This window comes from Bradyrhizobium sp. USDA 4503 (assembly GCF_054055815.1).
Genome location: NZ_JBSRXS010000001.1, coordinates 5,124,853 through 5,141,362 on the forward strand (window position 1 = coordinate 5,124,853; position 16,510 = coordinate 5,141,362).

A 16,510-nucleotide genomic window follows, 5' to 3' on the forward strand; every position below is an offset into this window, starting at 1 on the left:
GACAGACAATAAGAATAAAAACATTTCTGTGCCTATAGGCTAAAAAAGCTTATTTTTTCTCAACGCTCCGGCGGGGGCAAGCAGGGTTTTTACGGGGCGGCCCTCGTCTTCGGCCCGATTCTGGCCCGCGCGGGCGCATTTTTCCGGGCCGGTCTCCGATCCGGTGCGGCGATAGCCCGCTGAAGCGAACCCCGCGCCCGCCCGCAGGACATTGTGCGCACCGTGAAGGCGCGTGGTGCATCCCTGAGGGGCTATACAGAGCAACCCATCGACACCAGCACAGCAGCGGGCAAGCGCTTCCTGGACATGCTCGGTGTGTTCACCGAGTTCGAGACCAACCTCCGCAAAGAGCGGCAGCTTGAGAGTATCGCGGAGGCCAAGGCACGCGGGGTCTACCAAGACCACAAAGCGTCCATCGACACCGCCAAAGTAAAGGCGCTTAAGGCTGAAGGCATGGGAGCGTCCGCTATCGCGAAGGCGCTCAAGATTGGCCGCGCGTCGGTTTACCGGGCTCTTGAGGATTGAGGAGGGAAGCCAATGACACCCACAGCGCCCTCCAACTGTGACCACGGGCTGTGTGAGTGCAGTGGAACGCAATCGATCCAGAAGTGTCTGGGGATGCTCTACTGAAGACGAGCACGCATCAGCTGCCCGAACCAATGGGAGCTTGCGTGAATGGCGCGCCGTGGCCGATGAAGATGGGCACTACGTGTTCGCCGTGGCGCTATGATGCAACGGTTCAATTTTGCCGACCGCCTTGCGACAGGACGGAAAGGAGGTGCCCATGCCGAAAACGATCGCGGTATTGGGCTCTGCCCTCTTCTTTGCGGTTGCGCCCAGCTCGATGGCGGGGCTCGTTCCCTGGTGGATTACGCGTTGGGAGTTTCGGCCGCCCTTCTTCGATCTCGACGCGACGCGCGCCGTCGGGATCCTGTTGATCGCCGCCGGTCTACCCAGGCTTGTCGACTCGTTTGCACGCTTTGCGCTGCAAGGATTGGGCACACCGGCGCCGGTCGCACTGACGCAGAACCTCGTGGTGACGGGTCTCTATCGCTATGTGCGCAATCCTATTTACGTTGCCCTTGTCGCCGTCATTCTGGGCCAAGCGGTCTTGTTCGGCGACCAGCGCCTTCTTGGGTACGGTGTTGGTGTGGCTCGCCTTCCACGCGTTTGTCGTGGGGTACGAGGAGCCGGCGCTCGTTCGTATGTTCGGAACGGAGTACGAGGATTTCCGGGCCAATGTCCCGCGCTGGATTCCGCGGCTAACGGCCTGGCGAGCCGCACGACGCCGGAATCATTCGTGACGCGGGCGCCACCGCGGGAAGGGCGTGGTACCGCGCCCTGTCGTAAAATGGCGCGCCCGGAACGATTCGAACGTCCGACCCTCAGATTCGTAGTCTGAGCCGCAGCGCCGACAGGGCTACGCACAGCCCGCCACAAGCCGCAAAATCTAAATGAATTCAAATGCTCAAGCCGCCATGGTTACCTTGGGCCACTTCGGATTTTGCGCTATGGTGGTAGCTAGGCGGTAGCTAGGCGGGGCACATATGGCATCGGGAAACATCACCAAGACCGCTGTGGAAGCCCTCGCTGCGGGCGCGTCCATCTGGGATGCGGGACACCGTGAGGCAGTGCGGGGCTTCGGCGTTCGCCGCCAGCGCGGCACTCCAATTTATCTGGTGAAGTATCGGGTCGCGGGCCGCAAGCATGCGCGCTTCTACACAATCGGCCCGCATGGCTCACCGTGGACCCCCGAGAAGGCGCGCCGGGAAGCCAAGCGGTTGCTCGGGCTAGTCGCGGGCGGCAAAGACCCTGCGGATGAAAAAAAGCAATCCGCACTGCAAGCGGCCGACACGTTATTCAAGATTGCCGAAAGATATTTGAAGCACGCGAAGCAGAAGCAGAAGCCGCGCAGCTACATCGAAACAGAACGGCATTTGCTGATCGCTTGGAAGCCCCTGCACACCACCTCTGTATTTCACATCCACCGGCGCCATGTCGCATCGCGCCTTGCTGAGATCGCCGAAAACCAAGGCCCCGTTGCCGCGAGTCATGCTCGTGCTGCGCTGAGCGCTATGTTCAATTGGGCGATCCGTGAAGGGTTAGACATTCCGGCCAATCCGGTGAGCGGCACTAATCGTTCGGCTGAGCCTCGCAGTCGGGATCGGGTTCTCTCGGATACCGAACTTCGCGAAGTCTGGCTTGCATGCGGCGATGACGACTATGGGCGCATCGTCCGAGTGCTGATCCTGACCGGCCAACGGCGGGATGAAGTCGGTGGCATGGCATGGCCCGAGATCGCCGAAGCCGAGGGCTCCGCCTTATGGACCTTGCCGGGGGCCAGGACGAAGAACCACCGAGAGCACATTGTGCCGCTCTCTGCCTCTGCGCTGGCCTTGCTCCCGGACCGGCGCAACTCCCGGGACCATGTCTTCGGCGATGGGCCTCGGCGCGCCGATGACCCGCAACGGGGCTTCTCGGGTTGGTCGAAGTCCAAGGCGGCGCTAGACGCTCGCATATTGGCGACGCGCAAGAAGGCCGATCCGGAGGCCACCGCAATGCCGCCGTTTCGGGTTCACGATATTCGGCGCACCGTCGCCACTGGCCTTGCTGATCGGCTCGGGGTCCTACCGCATATTGTCGAAGCCGTGTTGAACCATGTGAGCGGGCACAAGGCGGGCGTCGCCGGAGTCTACAATCTCGCCCGCTATTCCGCAGAGATGCGCACCGCGCTTGACCGTTGGGCCGCTCATGTCGCCGCCATCGTTCGCCGCCCTCGCTCTGTCACCTTGCGGCGGGTTGTGGCGGCTACTGTCGGGTAGCGCTTGGCGTCTCTTGGCGCTATATTAGCTGCCAGCTTGGCGTCCTCCGCTGTTGGGGGACTGACAGGGTGGGGTGACGCCCCGAAAGCCCTCTGATCCCGATAAGGGTAGGGCTCGCCTGCCAGCTTCCTCTAACATTCGGAGCAATCCAGATGACGCTGTTAACGCAGCGTGAGGCAGCTATGGCCTTGCGCTTATCTGAACGAACCCTTGAACGCTGGCGCGTGAGTGGCGATGGGCCTCCCTTCGCCAAGCTCGGTCGCCGGATCGGCTATCGCCCCGCCGATCTCGAAGCTTGGATCGCCGCCCGGCTTCGCCACTCAACTTCGGAGGCCAGCCGATGACCACTCAACCCCAATTGATCCCCGCGCCGCTTATGCCAGACCTCGCCAAACTCCGCGCTCATCCAATCGCGGCTGAGTTTCCTATGGCGAGTGATAATGACTTCGAGAACCTGAAAGCCTCAATCGCTGATCGTGGCTTTCTACCAAACGAACAAATCGTGTTGTTCGGCAATCCCGTGATGATCCTCGACGGCCGCAATCGACTTAAGGCTGGGCTCGCCGTGGGGCACAAGTTCACAAAGGAGAACTTTCTTCTGTTCACTCTCGGCGAGGCAGAAGCAGAAGCGTACTCCAATGCGAAGAACGGAGCGCGGCGTCATCTGACCGCAGAGCAGAAGGCGGAACGGATCAAGGCTTACATCGCCCAATATCCCAATGCCCCAAGTCGTGAGATCGCCCGCAAGCTTGGCGTCTCTCACGTCACCGTCGAGAGATACAAAAACGAGAAGAGCGAGAGCGAGAAGGAATACGCCCGGTTCAAGGCCGCCTTTAACAAGCTCTCGGAGGAGAACCAAGCTAAGTTCATTCGAGAGTGTTCAGCGTGACCACCAAATAACTATCTGATCGAGCATTTCTTTAGGGGCGGACAATTTAACCGCCCCTATTTTTTTGCCTCGCCGCTTCCGAGGCCTTCGTTTTTCCAGAAACAAACACAACCCATTGATCTAGCGTGCGAAAATCGCGATGAAACTTTACTTTCAACCATAAGTTGATACAATGGTTCAAACAATCGAGAAAGGAGACCCCGCCCATGACCGACGAAAGGCACTGCGACCATTGCGGTGCTGCCTTCATTCCTCGCGAGGCCAAGGTTCGGTTCTGCTCGCCACAGTGCAATCGCGAATGGTGGTCGGCAGAGCGCAGCAAGGCACTCGCCTTCTATCGCCAACAGCAACCTCAAAAGGAGAAGCAAGCATCATGAGCGCCAACCCAGTCGGCAAATCCCGGGGCTCGCCCGAACCCACCTGTTATTTCCAGATGGCCCAACATCGCAACGTCGCCGACCCTGAGCCCGCGCCAGTGGTTGGGGCCGAGGCCAAGCCCTATGGCCACAACTTGCCGGGGCCTGCGTGGTCCGCCGATTTGGCCTCGCTTCCGCCAGAGCGCCCCTTGGGAGAATGCGTCGATGCACTGCCCGACATGACGGCGTGCAACTGGGAGCCCGACGCGGTTGGCCCGAAGGGAGGCAGCGATGACGCGGCCTGACCGTTGCCACCGATGGCCCGCATGCGTGTGCCGTCAGCACTGGGATTACTACGCCACGGCACCGCTTGAGCATCTCGAAAACGCCGAGCCGATCATTGAGGCCACGCTGGCGTGCATCAGCGAACGCTGCCCCGATGTCCGCTTCCGGCAGCACGCCCAAATCCAACTGCTCAAAATCCAATCCTCCCCAAACTATCGGCGGGAGTTCAAGCACGAGGGAGGGCTGAACTGATGCGATTTATGTTGCTTGGCGATTGGCCCTGCAATGGTGGCTCGCTGTTGGTCCCCGCTGGCACCGTCATCGAATGGATCGACGATCCCGAAGCCGCCCGCATTGCCGGGGTGCCAACCTATCCGCAGTGGCAGGGCACACGGCTTCCGCTGCCCATGCCACTGAATGCCAAGGCGATGGACCAAGCCGCCTATGACCAGATGGTGCGCTGGATCGAACCGCAGAGCGATCAGCTACTGCGCACCATTCAATACGGCCCGAACGTGCAACCCAAGAAAGGATGATTCATGTCTAAGTCTGTCTTCCCCGGCTTCGGGGGTTCGCAATCAAAGATGCAATCCGCAGGCCGCGCAAAGAGCGGGGGCGGCGTGGGGATGAACAAAAACCGCAACGTCGGGATCAAGACCGGCAAACCCGCCCAAGGCGTGAGCCCGGCATCGGCCGCCATGACAGGCATTCAACGCATCACCACTCGCGGCCCTGAAAAGGTGCCGGGTCCGATCTCGGTACCGCTCGGCAATCAACTCACCAAGGGCACCACTGGCCCCGGCGGCGGTCGCACCGTGCAGCGGACAGGCTCGCAGGGCCGCCATGGCGGGAGCGAACAATGACCGATGAAATCCTCGCTCGGCTTGCCGCCGCTGAACGCCGCATCACCGAACTTGAGCTCTGGGCAGGCAAAGACGTTGAGGTTGCCCCGCGTCCGGTTCGGGTTGCCCCCACCGACTACTCGGCTCGGCTCGCCATGCCCAAGGTCGCGCTCCGGGAGATGACCGGGGCGAACGTTCCGGTTGGGGACATTGTAGGCGATGGCCGCCGTCGCAGCCCGGTGCAGAGGGACTAAGGCCGATGACCCCAGAACGCAAAGCCGCAATCGACGCGACGCGGCCAGTGGGTCGGATCGCACCCCGGCCGAAGCGCAGTGAAGCCCAGCGGCGTTGGGATCAGCGCCTCGCGGAGGTGCCCCCAGAACGTCGCCAACAAGCAATTGCCTCGGTGCTTGGGCGGACCATCAAAGCATGCGGGGAGGCCGGGCGATGACTGATGCAAAGGTGCTCTCATTCACCGCGAAGGCCGATAGCGAAGCCGACGCGAGTGCGAAGCCAAAGCCTCCCAGCGGGCCAACCCTCAATCCCAACGCGCCATACGACAACGCCGGGGTATTCATCCAGCGGCATTGCATGGTCGGCGATGATTGCGTGCTTTGGCATTGGCAGGGATCGTTCTATCGCTGGAGCGGTCACGTCTATGAACCTGTCCCCGATGAATTGATGCGGGGGCAAGTGTATGCCTTCCTCGATGGTGCGCGGAAGCGTTCGGGGGATGAACTGGTGCGGTTTCAGCCGAAGCCCCGCAACGTCAGCGACATGATTGATGCCCTGAAGAGCCAGCTTGCCTTGGGCCTCGAATGCCAACCGCCAACCTGGCTCGGCACCCGCGAGAGCGCAAAGGATTGGGTGGTGTTCAAGAATGGCATTGTGAACATGCTCACGGAAGAGGTTCGGCCGCTGACGCCAGACCTTTGGGTTCACAACGCACTCGGGTTCGATTGGAACGAGGACGCGAAGTGCCCGACGTGGGAAACGTTCCTCTTCGATGTGTTCGAAGGCGACGAGGAAAGTGTGCAATTCCTCGAAGAGTTCATGGGCTACTGCATGACCGAGGAAACCTGCTTCCAAAAGGGCGCGATGTTCATCGGCCCCAAGCGCAGCGGCAAGGGCACCATCTCCCATGTGTTGCGCCGGCTGGTGGGTGATCCGAATTACGTGGGCCTTAGCTTCAACACGTGGGCGCGGGGCGAGAAATCGACCGAGTGCCTGATCGGCAAGCGAGTTGGCGTGTTTGCGGATGTTCGGTTCAAACAGAGCGAGGTGTTTGGCGCAAATCTCAAAATGGGCGGCCTCTCTCACACCAGCGCCGAATTGCTGCTCAACATCATCGGCGAGGACACCGTGACGATCGGGCGGATGTACAAGGCCGCATGGCACGGCCAGCTTCGGCTCAAACTGATGATTGTTTCCAACGAGGTGCCGAACCTGAATGATCCAACCGGGGTGCTGCCGTCGCGGTTCATCAAGCTTCCATTCCCGGTCAGCTTCTACGGGCGCGAGGACGTGAACCTACGCGCAAAGTTGGAGGCCGAACTATCCGGCATCGCGGTTCGGTGCGTCCGGGCCTATGGCGATCTATGCGAACGTGGCCACTTCATTCAGCCCGCCAGCGCCAGCGTGCTTGAGCGTGAGGTGATCGCGGCGAGCGATCCATTCGCGGCGATGGCGCTGGAAAACTTCGTGCCTGATCCCGGGGGCACTGTGGTGAAGGCGAAGGCCTACACCATGTTCGAAAGCTGGTGCTTCCAGCACGGCCACATCACGCTCGCCAAGCTCACCAACGAACGCAACTTCGGCAAGAAGCTCGTTGGGGTCGCCGGGTTCGAAGGCGTCGTCACCGGCCCCCGCGGCCACGGCCAACCCCGCGCATGGCTCGGGATGCGACTGCGCACTCCCGCCGAGCGAAAGGCCGCCGATGACTGAGCGAGCTTCGCCGGGGCCTGACCCTGCTGAACCACATGAACCACATTGAACCACATAAAGCACGTGGTTCAGCGACCAACCAAGCCATAGGGAAATCCCCTGACCTTACTGACTTGAACCATATGGTTCAGATGGTTCACTTGGTTCCTATGGTTCAAATAACCTCCCATGGTTCAGGTGGTGGGGGGAGAGATGAGAGGAGAATGCAAGGTGAGTGACTACAGATTCCGGCCACCGATTGAATCGATGTTGGAGCGGCCAGTGATTGAAGTGATCGAACCCGAGCCCAGCCCGCAGTTGCTGGAGGCCGACGCCAAGGAGGTGTTAATGCGGGCGGTGCGTGGTGATCCCACGATCACCGGCAAACAGATGCGTGCGGCCATCGCCCTGTTGCCATTCCTCTATCCGAAGAAGGGCACTAGCTCCGGCAACACCAACGAGGGCTTTGCGGCTCGGCTAGAAGGCGCTCGGGATCGCTCGGCTCGGGTGATTGAATTCCGGGCAGCCGAGGCCGAAGGCGAATAAGCCAATCCCCCGAAAGTGTACAGTTATGAAAGAAACCAATTGCCCTTGATTGGTCGCGGGTTTATTCTTTCATAACTCTGCATTTCGAAATGGGGGATCAGGCGATGCGATATGGCTATGCCCGCGTCAGCACCAAGGGCCAGGACTACACCGCCCAAGTGGAGGCCCTTCGCCGGGCCGGATGCGAACGGGTTTACTCGGAGAAGGCCTCCGGCAAGTCCACCGATGGCCGCCCCGAGTTCAAGCGGCTGATCCGGGCGCTCTCTCCCGGCGACACCGTTGTGGTGACCAAGCTGGACCGGCTGGCCCGTTCGGCCCGCGATCTGCACAACATCCTCCACGACCTCTCCCTGATCGATGTGGGCTTTGTCTCGCTCGGCGAAGCGTGGTGCGACACCACCACCGACGTAGGCCGCCTGATGCTCACCATCATGTCAGGGATCGCCGATTTTGAACGCGGCCTCATCCAGCGCCGCACCGAGGAAGGCATCGCCCGCGCCAAGGCCAAGGGCACTGCCTTCGGCCGCAAGCCCCGGCTGGATGCTTCGCAGCGCCGACGCATTGCCGACCGCTACGCCGCGGGCGAGACCATGGCCCAGCTTGCCGGGGAGTATGCCGTGGGCGAGGCCACCATCTGGCGAGCGCTCCAGTCCTAGCGCGATCCCGCCCGGGCTGGGTGCCACCCCCGGGGGTAGGGCCAAAATTCGTCGGCCCGGCGTCGGCAGTGAGGCCTCCGGCACGACGTGCAAATTTCCTGAATCTTACGAATGAACCCTTGAGAGATCATAGTCCCAATGCAAAACCGACATGGGTTGAACCGCGATATTCCTGCCGAGGTAAAGCGAGCCGTAAGGCAGCGCGACGGCTTCGGCTGTGTAGTGTGCGGTAAGGCAATTTACGACTATGAGCACTTCGATCCCGAGTTTGCCGATGCGACCAAACACGATCCCGAAGGCATTATTTTGCTTTGCATTTCCTGCCACGCGAAGAAGACACGCGGGTATCTTTCAAACGAAACAATCGCTTCAGCACGGAAGGCCCCCAAATGCAAACAAAAGGGCTTTTCATTTGAGGAGTTCGATATCGGAACGACCCCACCGGAAATTTTGATCGGAGAACTCAGCGCGACTGACGTAGAGACATTGATCGAAATATTCGGCACCAAGATTTTTTCGATTTCAGCCCCCGCCGAAGCCCACATGCCTTTCACCATCAACGCGCTTTTGACGGATCCAAACGGCAATACCATTCTGAGAATAGTAGACAATGAATGGCAAAGCCCGGTGGAGAATTGGGACGTTGAAACGAAAGGTGGGAAGATAATAATCCGACGTGGTCTGGGCGATATCATACTGGTCATACGGACGGAACCGCCCAGCAAATTAATCATCGAGCGGCTCTATATGTACCATCGAGGCACCTTTATCTCGTGTCGAGAGGGCAAGCCCCTTTCGGTAACAATGCCGAATGGAACAACTATAGCGGGAACAAAGATAACTGTCCGTGAATGCGATGTCGGGCTCAAGGTTGATCGCGAAGGATTAGTTTATGGCTCAGGTAGCACGGGTGTCGGCTTCTTTTCTGCGGAAAGCCTATCGTTCGGAGGACCATCGGTCGTGCGGCGAATGAACACGGCGGGATTTCCAAGTCGTAACTCGGCGTGCCCATGCGATGACGGCAAAAAATACAAACATTGTCACGGGCGCGAACACGTCATGGCACATGACCTGCTCGCCGTGGAAAATGCCGAAAAGGCCGCGATGTCGAAAAGCAAGCTTCCGAAAGACTAACCGGAGCGGACCCATGAGGTGACAGGCGCCTGGCACGGAAATTCCAGCTAGCGAAACAGTACGTCCCCGATACCGCAACCTGCAGCGCAAAGTTGGCGAGCCGATTGTCGCATCAACCTCAACGAGATTGCGAAAGTCCTAACTTTCGTGCAATGCGCGGGGGAGCGACCCCAAGCCAGTGCGGCGGCTATCACTGCCGCACTTGAAGCGGACCCGCGTATTGCAAGGCGTAGGATGCGACCTGATCCACAATCACATGCACAGGACCCGTTTGCGCGACAGCTTTGTCTGGGAATGTCCCACGTGCCGCTATGACCACCAAGCATGTGGCAATAACGGTGAGCACTGCTTTTGTATAACGATCGACCATCTTCATCCTCTTCTAGTTAAGGGTGCACCTAATCGGGCAAGTCTAAAATGGCACCTCTGTGGGTCCAAAAATCCCTCGCGCGACTTCCCATTGCCCCTTCTAACACAACGTGTAAATTTTCTGGAATATGTCCAAACTCCCGCGCGGGAAGCATCGGTTTAGTCGGGGACGTGAATACGATGATGAGAAAGCGGTGGTTGATCGGGCTGACTGCGGTAGTCGTTGTGGTAGCCGCGGCATGGAGCGCGAGAAGCATCGCCATAGACGCTTACATGGCAGACGATTTCGTCGTGACTAATTCGATTAGCAACGCCAAGAAGGCCTGCCTTGCGGAGAATGATGCGGAGGCTTGCGCATATGCAGAAGCTCCCAGCTATACCCGCCTGAAGGCAATGTGCACGAATACGCTGGACCCCACGGTATTCGTTAGGGTGTGTCCCGTGGGCATGACTCAGGGACGTGACATCGAGGTAGATCGCGCCTTCGCTGCGCGCAAGCGCCCCTAACCCGCGCGGACAGCTCCAGGCGCACGTATGAAGTGTCTCCAGCAGAAGTTTTTGAACGGAGGACCCAATGCCCAAGGGAAAGCTGACCCCCGAAGGCGAAGTCATCGCTGCCTATGGCGCCGCCATGGTCGCGGCATTCCAAGTGCTCATCAACTGCCTTGAGGAAAGCGACGCACTGCTACCGGGACAATTTCCCGATGCGCTTGGCGTATACATGGAAATGGTGAAGAGCCGGAAGGGTGGCGTGAACGACATGACGCTTGCCGTGCTCCACGACATTCGGGCGGCTACTCTGGATTAGCTTACCATGGGGACGGGGCCAAAAATTCGTCAGGCTACATTCGCCCATAGGCGCTTTCGGCCCGATGCAAAAATTTCCGAAATTGGGTCGCGACCTCGATTCGAGCGGACCGAGCATTTGGCGAGCGGTTATCACCATTCTCATTCGGTCGGTGATGCTGGACGCTTACCGATGCGCATCAGCCTGAATTGGTTTTGACGGCGGCCTAGTTGTTTGGATCGGAGGTGGGGATAAGCGAGGGTCGCCGGGAACGAGACACATAAACTCGACTTCAGCCTTGGGGAAATTCCCCATGACGTAAGGTGGGGCAGCCTCCTTGGTATTTACAACCAACAAGCTTTTGCTTTGCGCAGCACAGTACTGTCCCGCCTCTGTGAGCGCTTCAGCCTTCAAGTTGCCGGACCCGGAGAACCCAGTAGCCGCCTGCCGCGACACCACAAACGTATCTGCACCTAGCGGTGCCACGCCAGAATTAGCTGCGCAGCCCGCAACGGTCAGCGACGCAACTGCCGTTACAATTCGTTTAATCATTGCACTCCCCGCCCGGCGCAACCGTAACCACAAAATCAAGCGGGAGCAAAGGACTCTTTTGGAGGGGCTTTTAAACTGCGCGCCTAATTGTTACCGCGATAGTTCAGCCCTGTAGCCGGAGAGGGCGAGGCGTTCGCGAAGTCCCATTTCGCATTTTAGTTGATGTTCGTACTTCCGTTCTATCTCTTTCATGGTCGCCTGCGCCGCAAATGGCATTTGCATAGGACTGCGATCTTTAAATTGCTTATAGATTTGCTTCTCTTCGTCCGTTCTCTTGTCGCACTGAGCGTCAACCCAATCTTTCAACTCAGTGATGAAGCCATCAAAATCAGCGTCGAATTCCTCTTCCGTAACTCGATATGCCTGGTCAGGTGGGACCGAAAACATTCGATCCGCATACTTTAGCGGAACACTCATTTGGCTAAGGTAGGCCTCAATGGCTTTCCTACTACCCGTAACCGCGTCTATCGCCTGATCACTGCTTAATCTGATTAGATCGTCCCTTGAAAGAAAAGGGCGGTGGATGCTTAGATTGGGTGGCCCGATAAAGACGGTCTCGCGGTGTATCCCAGCGACAAAGATGAAAAAGCAAGCGCTTGCACAAACATAATTTTGCGAGTCCCTCAAATTGTGCCGTGCAATAATCTTGTCTCTAATATTACTGCGCTCTTCGACTGTGGGGACTGTTGTTGAGATCTTCATGCGTCGAACGAGACGCCCTATCTTCATTGCCTCGGCGAGATCGCCGCCCGGAGACGCCAAGAACAAGTCCGAATTACTGCTGTAGGGGTCTAGTAGGGCCGATCGCAGCTTTTCGTAGTCACCTGCAACAATCGGCCCCTCTAATACCAAGTCGCCTGCAGCTGACGGCCTGATTTCAGCGCCCTCCACACGAGTAGTGACGCATGCGCTTAACAAGGCGGCACCGGCTGCCATGTGTCGCAAGCCTCGAAATCGCACAAGCACCGACCCCTCCCGCAGGCGTCCCCAGTCTCGCGAGCATCGAATAGATTTTGGTTTTGTTCAATATATCGAGGTGCGTATTTTGAACAAGCGGGGTCCATTCTGGCAATGGACCTGCGGGACATATTGGCTGCCAACCTACGCCGTCTGCGCGCCGAGAAGGGGCTCGCGCAGGACGATCTGGCCTATGAGGCAGAGGTGAGCCGCAGCTATTTGAGCCAGCTTGAAAAAGGGGCGTTCTACGCTAGCCTGAAGATCCTCCAGAAGCTGGCAACGGCGCTGAATGTCGAACCGTTCGAGCTAATAGCGCCCCCAGCTCGCAAGCGCCGCTGACGCCTCATCGCGACCTAATGATTGGAAGTCGGGCTGACCTGAACATTAGATTCCGGCAACCATCTGCCATCTACATCGACCATGCAGCCGACGCCATCGCTGTACCGTGCGGGCATTCCACTATGCGCCCACCTAGCCTCGCATTGCGAGTTCTTTAGCTCACGTATCGGTTTAACAAAGGCATCTTTAAGTTCGCCAAAATGGTAGAGCGCCACGCCCGCGACCGCCAACAAGTAAGTCCCGAGCAGCCATTTCCAAGCTGAAGGCCCTCGCCGACTGCGTGATGGTGCTTCTGCGTCATCTGGAAGCACCCGTACTGCAACGTGTGGGATTAGTTTAACTGCAAGAACTATGACGCCGAAGAACCCCATTAGCATGGGGATCTGGGACCAGTCATCGGATGCATCAAACCATTCAACTACGGAAAAGCCGGCCAACAGCACTTAAGAAGCTCCCATGCGGCGCTAGAATTTCTAGTACAGATCGTCGCTGCGAAGTTCATCTGGTTCTGCCCTATCGGGGAAATGCAACCGATAGGCCTCCTGTCGATTTACAAATCTGCTTGTTGAGGTGACAAACCCCTGATCTTCCCCTCGTGGATGTTCGCCTTCATACCCATCCATCGCTTGAAGTGCACGGATAGCATCATTGTGCCGATCGCCTCTGACGACCTTTCCATTGGAGGCGCGAACAGCCGCGCAGATAATAACTTCAGCCAAACTGGTCATAGCGAAAACGCGCTCCACGTGTCCCTCAAGGCGGCCATATACGGATGAGCGAGGCTGTCAAGTCTTTACAGGCGGTCGCGTGAAGGCGCTTCGCCTCTATTCTTTTGCTAGAAGATCGCTGATCGACTTCGCAGAAAGTAGCTTTGCTCTCGTCGTGTACCGCGGTCCCTGCATTGCTCCCGACGGCGCACTTCCAAACGGGATTGGCCCAATTGGCTTCGCTGGTTCGGAAAATATGAGCTTGTACTTCCCATTTTCTCCGTATGGTTCGATACGCTCGACAGGCGCAAGATGCGTGATGGCCGATACGGGCTGCGTTTGATAAGCAGCGATGTATTTGATCTTTTGCAGCATCCCGCCCGAGATGCGAATCGCATACCACGCATTCTGACCGATGAAGACCCGTTCAAAGCCTTCCTGTTGAGCCGGAACGATAACCGTATCCGGTTCATCGGGAACAGTCGGCGCTGTGGCATTGTCAGCATGCGTCTTCGGAAGCGCAACGGCCTTCGGCTGTTCGAAGCAAGTCAAGCCGATCAATGGCAGGATTTGCAGCATTTCCCGCAGGAACGCTTGCGTGTCGGCGCGCTCCGCTTCGGAAAGCTGGGGCGCCTGCGGCTCGACACCGTTTTCGAGATGGCTTTGGCTAATTTGTTGTGCGCGCTGAATCAGCGCATATTCCAACCATGTGGCGTGAGCACGATTTAGACCACCAGTCGCGTTGGATACGAAAACCGCCGCCGATCCCCAAAACTCCTTGTTGGCAAAATGGCTGTCAATTCGGTTACGAACGACATCACCCTGGCCGACGTAAATTGTTGGCAGATCGTCATCGGTGACGCGGCCAACTAAGATATAAACTCCTGAACGCGAAAATTCGGCGCGGGTTTTGATCTTTGGCCAATCTTCGCGTGGAAACGCGATGCCAAGTCCAGTCCAGTTCATCCGGTCGATGATGCGCAAACCCTCTGGATTGCCGTCCGGAACGAAAATGCGAATTGTAAATGGATCAGCCACCAACTCCCCCCGCCATGCCTCTTGATTGCTCAGGATAGCGGCAAAACCGGCAGTCACTCAGGGATGCGCGCTAGCATCATCCGGACGCCCTCCGGCTTACCCCATCATTCGTCCAGCAACACCTTAAAGAACGCTTGATTACGTTTCTTCGCGTTCTCAACTAGCGTGTCGTACCCAAACACTTGGATGAAGATCGCCGTCCTTTCGCGATAACGAACAAAGACCTTTGGATTCCAGCCATTGTGAAAGTCATGCTTGTCTAAGACATCAATCAACGAGGGCGTCAGATCGGCAATCACGAAAGCAAACTTGCGCACGACGTTCGCAAAAGAAAAGTATGTGCCATCCGTTTTAGTTATGCCACCCTCCGCGACAGCCTTGTCTAACGTATTGATTACTTGCAATACCGGATCGTTCTTCTCAATGCCAAAGACGTAGTTATTCCGGCTCGGTCGTTTGAATTCAACGATGGTCAACGTGGTGCCATCGTTGTCACCCAAAATCATGCTGTCATCGAAGAAAAACAAATCCGAGACTTTATCACCCTTCTGCCGGCGGCTGCCGTGCAGAGTACGATCGCTGGAGACGTAGGGCAGGAATGCTAGCGCATCATCGACCAACCAAAGATTATGCTCGAAGTAGTCAACGCTTGCGTTGTCTGAAAAGCGACGGAAGACCAATTCATGAATTGCATCTTCGGGCGCGTGCTTGCCGTCGCCTTGGAAGCGTCGCGCAGCTTCCACCAATGCAATTATGTTTTTCCGATGTATGACGTACTCCGCAAGCGTTTCTTTTTTGCTCGCATCGATCTTGGCGACAATTTGTTTGATTGTAGCTTCATAGTTGTCGACGTCAGCGGCGGCAGCAACAATTTGCTTGGTTAGATCGGCGGTTGCGCGAAAGCGCTCGATTGCCAGATCGGAGATGAATTGTTCCGGCTTCCAATTGTTGGGCTTGGCAGCAACATAATCTGAGACCGTTTTCCCTCGCAATCCCAATTTCAAAATTGGATTCTCGCGCAGGGCCTCTACCAACTCTGCCGATTGGTCGGTTTTGATCTTCTCAATTTGAGTGTGCTCTTCGTGCTGGATCACGTCGCTTATGTGCGAGACAACATCTTCGACGGTGCGAGGGCTTAGGTTTATGCCTGTACGCGAGTCGTTTAGACGGCTTTCGAACGCTTCCCCACGGACCACCGCGATCACGACGTAGCGCTCGTTGTTTTCGCCTATGAAGAACGGTTGGCCGATCTTGTTCGTAAGATCGCGCGGTGACCCGACTATACGGTCAGCAGCGGACAACAGCAGGCAGTGGTTCTTGAATTGCTGCGTGCGGGCCAGCTTTGCCAAAGAGTACGAAAGTTGTTCGGGAGCGCCGTCAATGTCGCAGACGATGGTCCCTGCCGCAAACTGCTTGAACATGCCTTGAAAGCGGCTACGAATATCAATGGGTTTCTCGTCGTCAAACTGAATTACGATTTGCGGCAGCCAGCGGTAAAGAAAATATGGCAGGAAGTGCGCGCCGATCTCGCCCGCTATGTCGTCTGCATTTAGAGTTGCGATTAGATCGTGCCAATTGGTTAGCGGTTGATCGTACGTGACCGTGAGACCAGCGCCGTCAAAGTCAGGTTGATTGTCTTGGACAATAAATTCTTCCTTCTGCGTGATATCAAAGCGAAACGACCTGACCTCGCTCTTTCCAAAAAACGAAAAGCGGCTCTGATACACGACTCGCGCGAAGACTTTGAATCCTATGAATCTGCCGAAACCGCGCCCCTTTTGGCGCAACTTGTAGCCGCTGAAGGGCGTCTTGAATGAGCGATAGTTTTCTTCGGTAAGTCCAGCCCCATTGTCCGAGACTGACACGACGATTTTGTTGGGGTTCGTCCAGTCCTGGAACCTGACAGTGATGACCCCTTCCTTCTCTGCATTGGTGCGGTCCACGAATGCTTCTTCAATGCTGTGCATCGCATTCGAGATGGCTTCGAAGACGGGCAGAAGGAAGCCGTGAAGGTTGACTTGCAAATGGGTCCGCGACAGCACGGCCAACATGTCCGGCTTTAACAGCGTGTCGTTTACCGGCTTGTCCATTGCCCCCACCTAAAGCACTAAAAATATGCGAAACCTTACAACACCCAATGGTTGCGTTTCAATCCGCGCAACCTGAAGTGCCCTGGCGGTATTTTGGATCAACTGACACCGACGCCCTTGATGCAATTGGGCGCTGATGTCGTGCCAATCCCGTCCCGGGGGTGGTCCGCTTCACGAAGAACTGCCCAGACTAATAACGGGGTCGAATGGTGGGACCG

General features: G+C 57.4%; 17 protein-coding genes, 1 tRNA gene and 2 pseudogenes. 16 read left to right on the forward strand and 4 right to left on the reverse strand.

All coding sequences use genetic code 11. The features are described from left to right. Nucleotides 1-204 precede the first annotated feature (204 nt). Nucleotides 205-525: pseudogene (locus ACVMIH_RS24650) on the forward strand (recombinase family protein); the annotation flags it as partial. A 319-nt stretch (nt 526-844) separates the two neighbouring features. Then, nucleotides 845-1,063 (forward strand): annotated as a pseudogene (locus tag ACVMIH_RS24655) (isoprenylcysteine carboxyl methyltransferase); the annotation flags it as partial. Between the two features lie 289 nt (nt 1,064-1,352). Here ACVMIH_RS24655 and ACVMIH_RS24660 read toward each other — a convergent pair. After that, nucleotides 1,353-1,426, reverse strand: a tRNA-Arg gene (locus ACVMIH_RS24660). A 121-nt stretch (nt 1,427-1,547) separates the two neighbouring features. Here ACVMIH_RS24660 and ACVMIH_RS24665 point away from each other — a divergent pair. The 13 genes from ACVMIH_RS24665 to ACVMIH_RS24725 all read left to right on the forward strand — a co-directional run bounded on the left by ACVMIH_RS24665 (nt 1,548) and on the right by ACVMIH_RS24725 (nt 10,630). Further along, nucleotides 1,548-2,822, forward strand: a complete 1,275-nt coding sequence (locus ACVMIH_RS24665; RefSeq protein WP_456863641.1) for a tyrosine-type recombinase/integrase — start codon at nt 1,548-1,550, stop codon at nt 2,820-2,822. 152 nt (nt 2,823-2,974) lie between these two features. Then, entirely contained in the window at nt 2,975-3,166 is a 192-nt protein-coding gene (locus ACVMIH_RS24670) for a helix-turn-helix transcriptional regulator (RefSeq protein ID WP_456863644.1), read from the forward strand. Then, nucleotides 3,163-3,711, forward strand: a complete 549-nt coding sequence (locus ACVMIH_RS24675) for a hypothetical protein (protein WP_456863647.1) — start codon at nt 3,163-3,165, stop codon at nt 3,709-3,711. Before ACVMIH_RS24670 ends, ACVMIH_RS24675 begins: the two co-directional genes overlap by 4 nt. A gap of 206 nt (nt 3,712-3,917) precedes the next feature. Beyond that, nucleotides 3,918-4,088 (forward strand): hypothetical protein, encoded by a 171-nt coding sequence (locus tag ACVMIH_RS24680; RefSeq protein ID WP_456863650.1) that lies wholly within the window; start codon nt 3,918-3,920, stop codon nt 4,086-4,088. A 270-nt stretch (nt 4,089-4,358) separates the two neighbouring features. Then, nucleotides 4,359-4,604: a hypothetical protein gene (locus ACVMIH_RS24685; RefSeq protein ID WP_456863653.1), complete on the forward strand. Its 246-nt coding sequence runs from the start codon at nt 4,359-4,361 to the stop codon at nt 4,602-4,604. Next, nucleotides 4,604-4,888, forward strand: coding sequence for a hypothetical protein (locus ACVMIH_RS24690; RefSeq protein WP_456863656.1), 285 nt, complete (start codon nt 4,604-4,606; stop codon nt 4,886-4,888). Before ACVMIH_RS24685 ends, ACVMIH_RS24690 begins: the two co-directional genes overlap by 1 nt. A 3-nt stretch (nt 4,889-4,891) precedes the next feature. Continuing rightward, nucleotides 4,892-5,215 carry a hypothetical protein gene (locus ACVMIH_RS24695; RefSeq protein ID WP_456863659.1) on the forward strand — a complete coding sequence of 108 codons (324 nt, stop codon included), beginning with the start codon at nt 4,892-4,894 and terminating at the stop codon, nt 5,213-5,215. Beyond that, nucleotides 5,212-5,448, forward strand: a complete 237-nt coding sequence (locus tag ACVMIH_RS24700) for a hypothetical protein (RefSeq protein ID WP_057018956.1) — start codon at nt 5,212-5,214, stop codon at nt 5,446-5,448. The genes ACVMIH_RS24695 and ACVMIH_RS24700 overlap by 4 nt, the downstream gene beginning before the upstream one ends. A gap of 193 nt (nt 5,449-5,641) precedes the next feature. Further along, a complete protein-coding gene (locus tag ACVMIH_RS24705; RefSeq protein WP_456863662.1) occupies nt 5,642-7,138 on the forward strand; it encodes a DNA primase family protein in 1,497 nt (498 codons plus the stop codon). 261 nt (nt 7,139-7,399) lie between these two features. Beyond that, complete coding sequence (locus ACVMIH_RS24710; protein ID WP_456863665.1) at nt 7,400-7,663, forward strand: hypothetical protein; 264 nt, start codon at nt 7,400-7,402, stop codon at nt 7,661-7,663. 104 nt (nt 7,664-7,767) lie between these two features. Continuing rightward, the gene (locus ACVMIH_RS24715; RefSeq protein WP_456863667.1) at nt 7,768-8,319 is read left to right on the forward strand and encodes a recombinase family protein; all 552 of its coding nucleotides are present in this window, start codon (nt 7,768-7,770) and stop codon (nt 8,317-8,319) included. Between the two features lie 138 nt (nt 8,320-8,457). Further along, on the forward strand, nt 8,458-9,453 hold the full coding sequence (locus ACVMIH_RS24720) for an SEC-C metal-binding domain-containing protein (RefSeq protein ID WP_456863670.1): 996 nt from the start codon (nt 8,458-8,460) through the stop codon (nt 9,451-9,453). A gap of 943 nt (nt 9,454-10,396) precedes the next feature. After that, a complete protein-coding gene (locus tag ACVMIH_RS24725; protein WP_456863673.1) occupies nt 10,397-10,630 on the forward strand; it encodes a hypothetical protein in 234 nt (77 codons plus the stop codon). Nucleotides 10,631-11,251: 621 nt separating this feature from the next. Here ACVMIH_RS24725 and ACVMIH_RS24730 read toward each other — a convergent pair. After that, the gene (locus ACVMIH_RS24730) at nt 11,252-12,097 is read right to left on the reverse strand and encodes a hypothetical protein (RefSeq protein WP_456863676.1); all 846 of its coding nucleotides are present in this window, start codon (nt 12,095-12,097) and stop codon (nt 11,252-11,254) included. 135 nt (nt 12,098-12,232) lie between these two features. On the opposite strand from ACVMIH_RS24730, the gene ACVMIH_RS24735 reads away from it, so the two are divergent. Then, nucleotides 12,233-12,457 (forward strand): helix-turn-helix domain-containing protein, encoded by a 225-nt coding sequence (locus ACVMIH_RS24735; RefSeq protein ID WP_057018963.1) that lies wholly within the window; start codon nt 12,233-12,235, stop codon nt 12,455-12,457. Between the two features lie 824 nt (nt 12,458-13,281). Here ACVMIH_RS24735 and ACVMIH_RS24740 read toward each other — a convergent pair. Both ACVMIH_RS24740 and ACVMIH_RS24745 read right to left on the reverse strand, forming a co-directional pair. Continuing rightward, nucleotides 13,282-14,259, reverse strand: coding sequence for a GIY-YIG nuclease family protein (locus ACVMIH_RS24740; RefSeq protein ID WP_456863679.1), 978 nt, complete (start codon nt 14,257-14,259; stop codon nt 13,282-13,284). A 47-nt stretch (nt 14,260-14,306) separates the two neighbouring features. Beyond that, a complete protein-coding gene (locus ACVMIH_RS24745) occupies nt 14,307-16,292 on the reverse strand; it encodes an ATP-binding protein (RefSeq protein ID WP_456863682.1) in 1,986 nt (661 codons plus the stop codon). Between the last annotated feature and the right edge of the window lie 218 nt (nt 16,293-16,510).

What these genes read in the sequence shown, in the direction of transcription:
- ACVMIH_RS24665 (WP_456863641.1), top strand. Translation starts at nt 1,548, where the DNA reads ATGGCATCGGGAAACATCACCAAGACCGCTGTGGAAGCCCTCGCTGCG.
- ACVMIH_RS24670 (WP_456863644.1), top strand. Translation starts at nt 2,975, where the DNA reads ATGACGCTGTTAACGCAGCGTGAGGCAGCTATGGCCTTGCGCTTATCT.
- ACVMIH_RS24675 (WP_456863647.1), top strand. Translation starts at nt 3,163, where the DNA reads ATGACCACTCAACCCCAATTGATCCCCGCGCCGCTTATGCCAGACCTC.
- ACVMIH_RS24680 (WP_456863650.1), top strand. Translation starts at nt 3,918, where the DNA reads ATGACCGACGAAAGGCACTGCGACCATTGCGGTGCTGCCTTCATTCCT.
- ACVMIH_RS24685 (WP_456863653.1), top strand. Translation starts at nt 4,359, where the DNA reads ATGACGCGGCCTGACCGTTGCCACCGATGGCCCGCATGCGTGTGCCGT.
- ACVMIH_RS24690 (WP_456863656.1), top strand. Translation starts at nt 4,604, where the DNA reads ATGCGATTTATGTTGCTTGGCGATTGGCCCTGCAATGGTGGCTCGCTG.
- ACVMIH_RS24695 (WP_456863659.1), top strand. Translation starts at nt 4,892, where the DNA reads ATGTCTAAGTCTGTCTTCCCCGGCTTCGGGGGTTCGCAATCAAAGATG.
- ACVMIH_RS24700 (WP_057018956.1), top strand. Translation starts at nt 5,212, where the DNA reads ATGACCGATGAAATCCTCGCTCGGCTTGCCGCCGCTGAACGCCGCATC.
- ACVMIH_RS24705 (WP_456863662.1), top strand. Translation starts at nt 5,642, where the DNA reads ATGACTGATGCAAAGGTGCTCTCATTCACCGCGAAGGCCGATAGCGAA.
- ACVMIH_RS24715 (WP_456863667.1), top strand. Translation starts at nt 7,768, where the DNA reads ATGCGATATGGCTATGCCCGCGTCAGCACCAAGGGCCAGGACTACACC.
- ACVMIH_RS24720 (WP_456863670.1), top strand. Translation starts at nt 8,458, where the DNA reads ATGCAAAACCGACATGGGTTGAACCGCGATATTCCTGCCGAGGTAAAG.
- ACVMIH_RS24725 (WP_456863673.1), top strand. Translation starts at nt 10,397, where the DNA reads ATGCCCAAGGGAAAGCTGACCCCCGAAGGCGAAGTCATCGCTGCCTAT.
- ACVMIH_RS24730 (WP_456863676.1), bottom strand. Translation starts at nt 12,097, where the DNA reads ATGGCAGCCGGTGCCGCCTTGTTAAGCGCATGCGTCACTACTCGTGTG.
- ACVMIH_RS24735 (WP_057018963.1), top strand. Translation starts at nt 12,233, where the DNA reads ATGGACCTGCGGGACATATTGGCTGCCAACCTACGCCGTCTGCGCGCC.
- ACVMIH_RS24745 (WP_456863682.1), bottom strand. Translation starts at nt 16,292, where the DNA reads ATGGACAAGCCGGTAAACGACACGCTGTTAAAGCCGGACATGTTGGCC.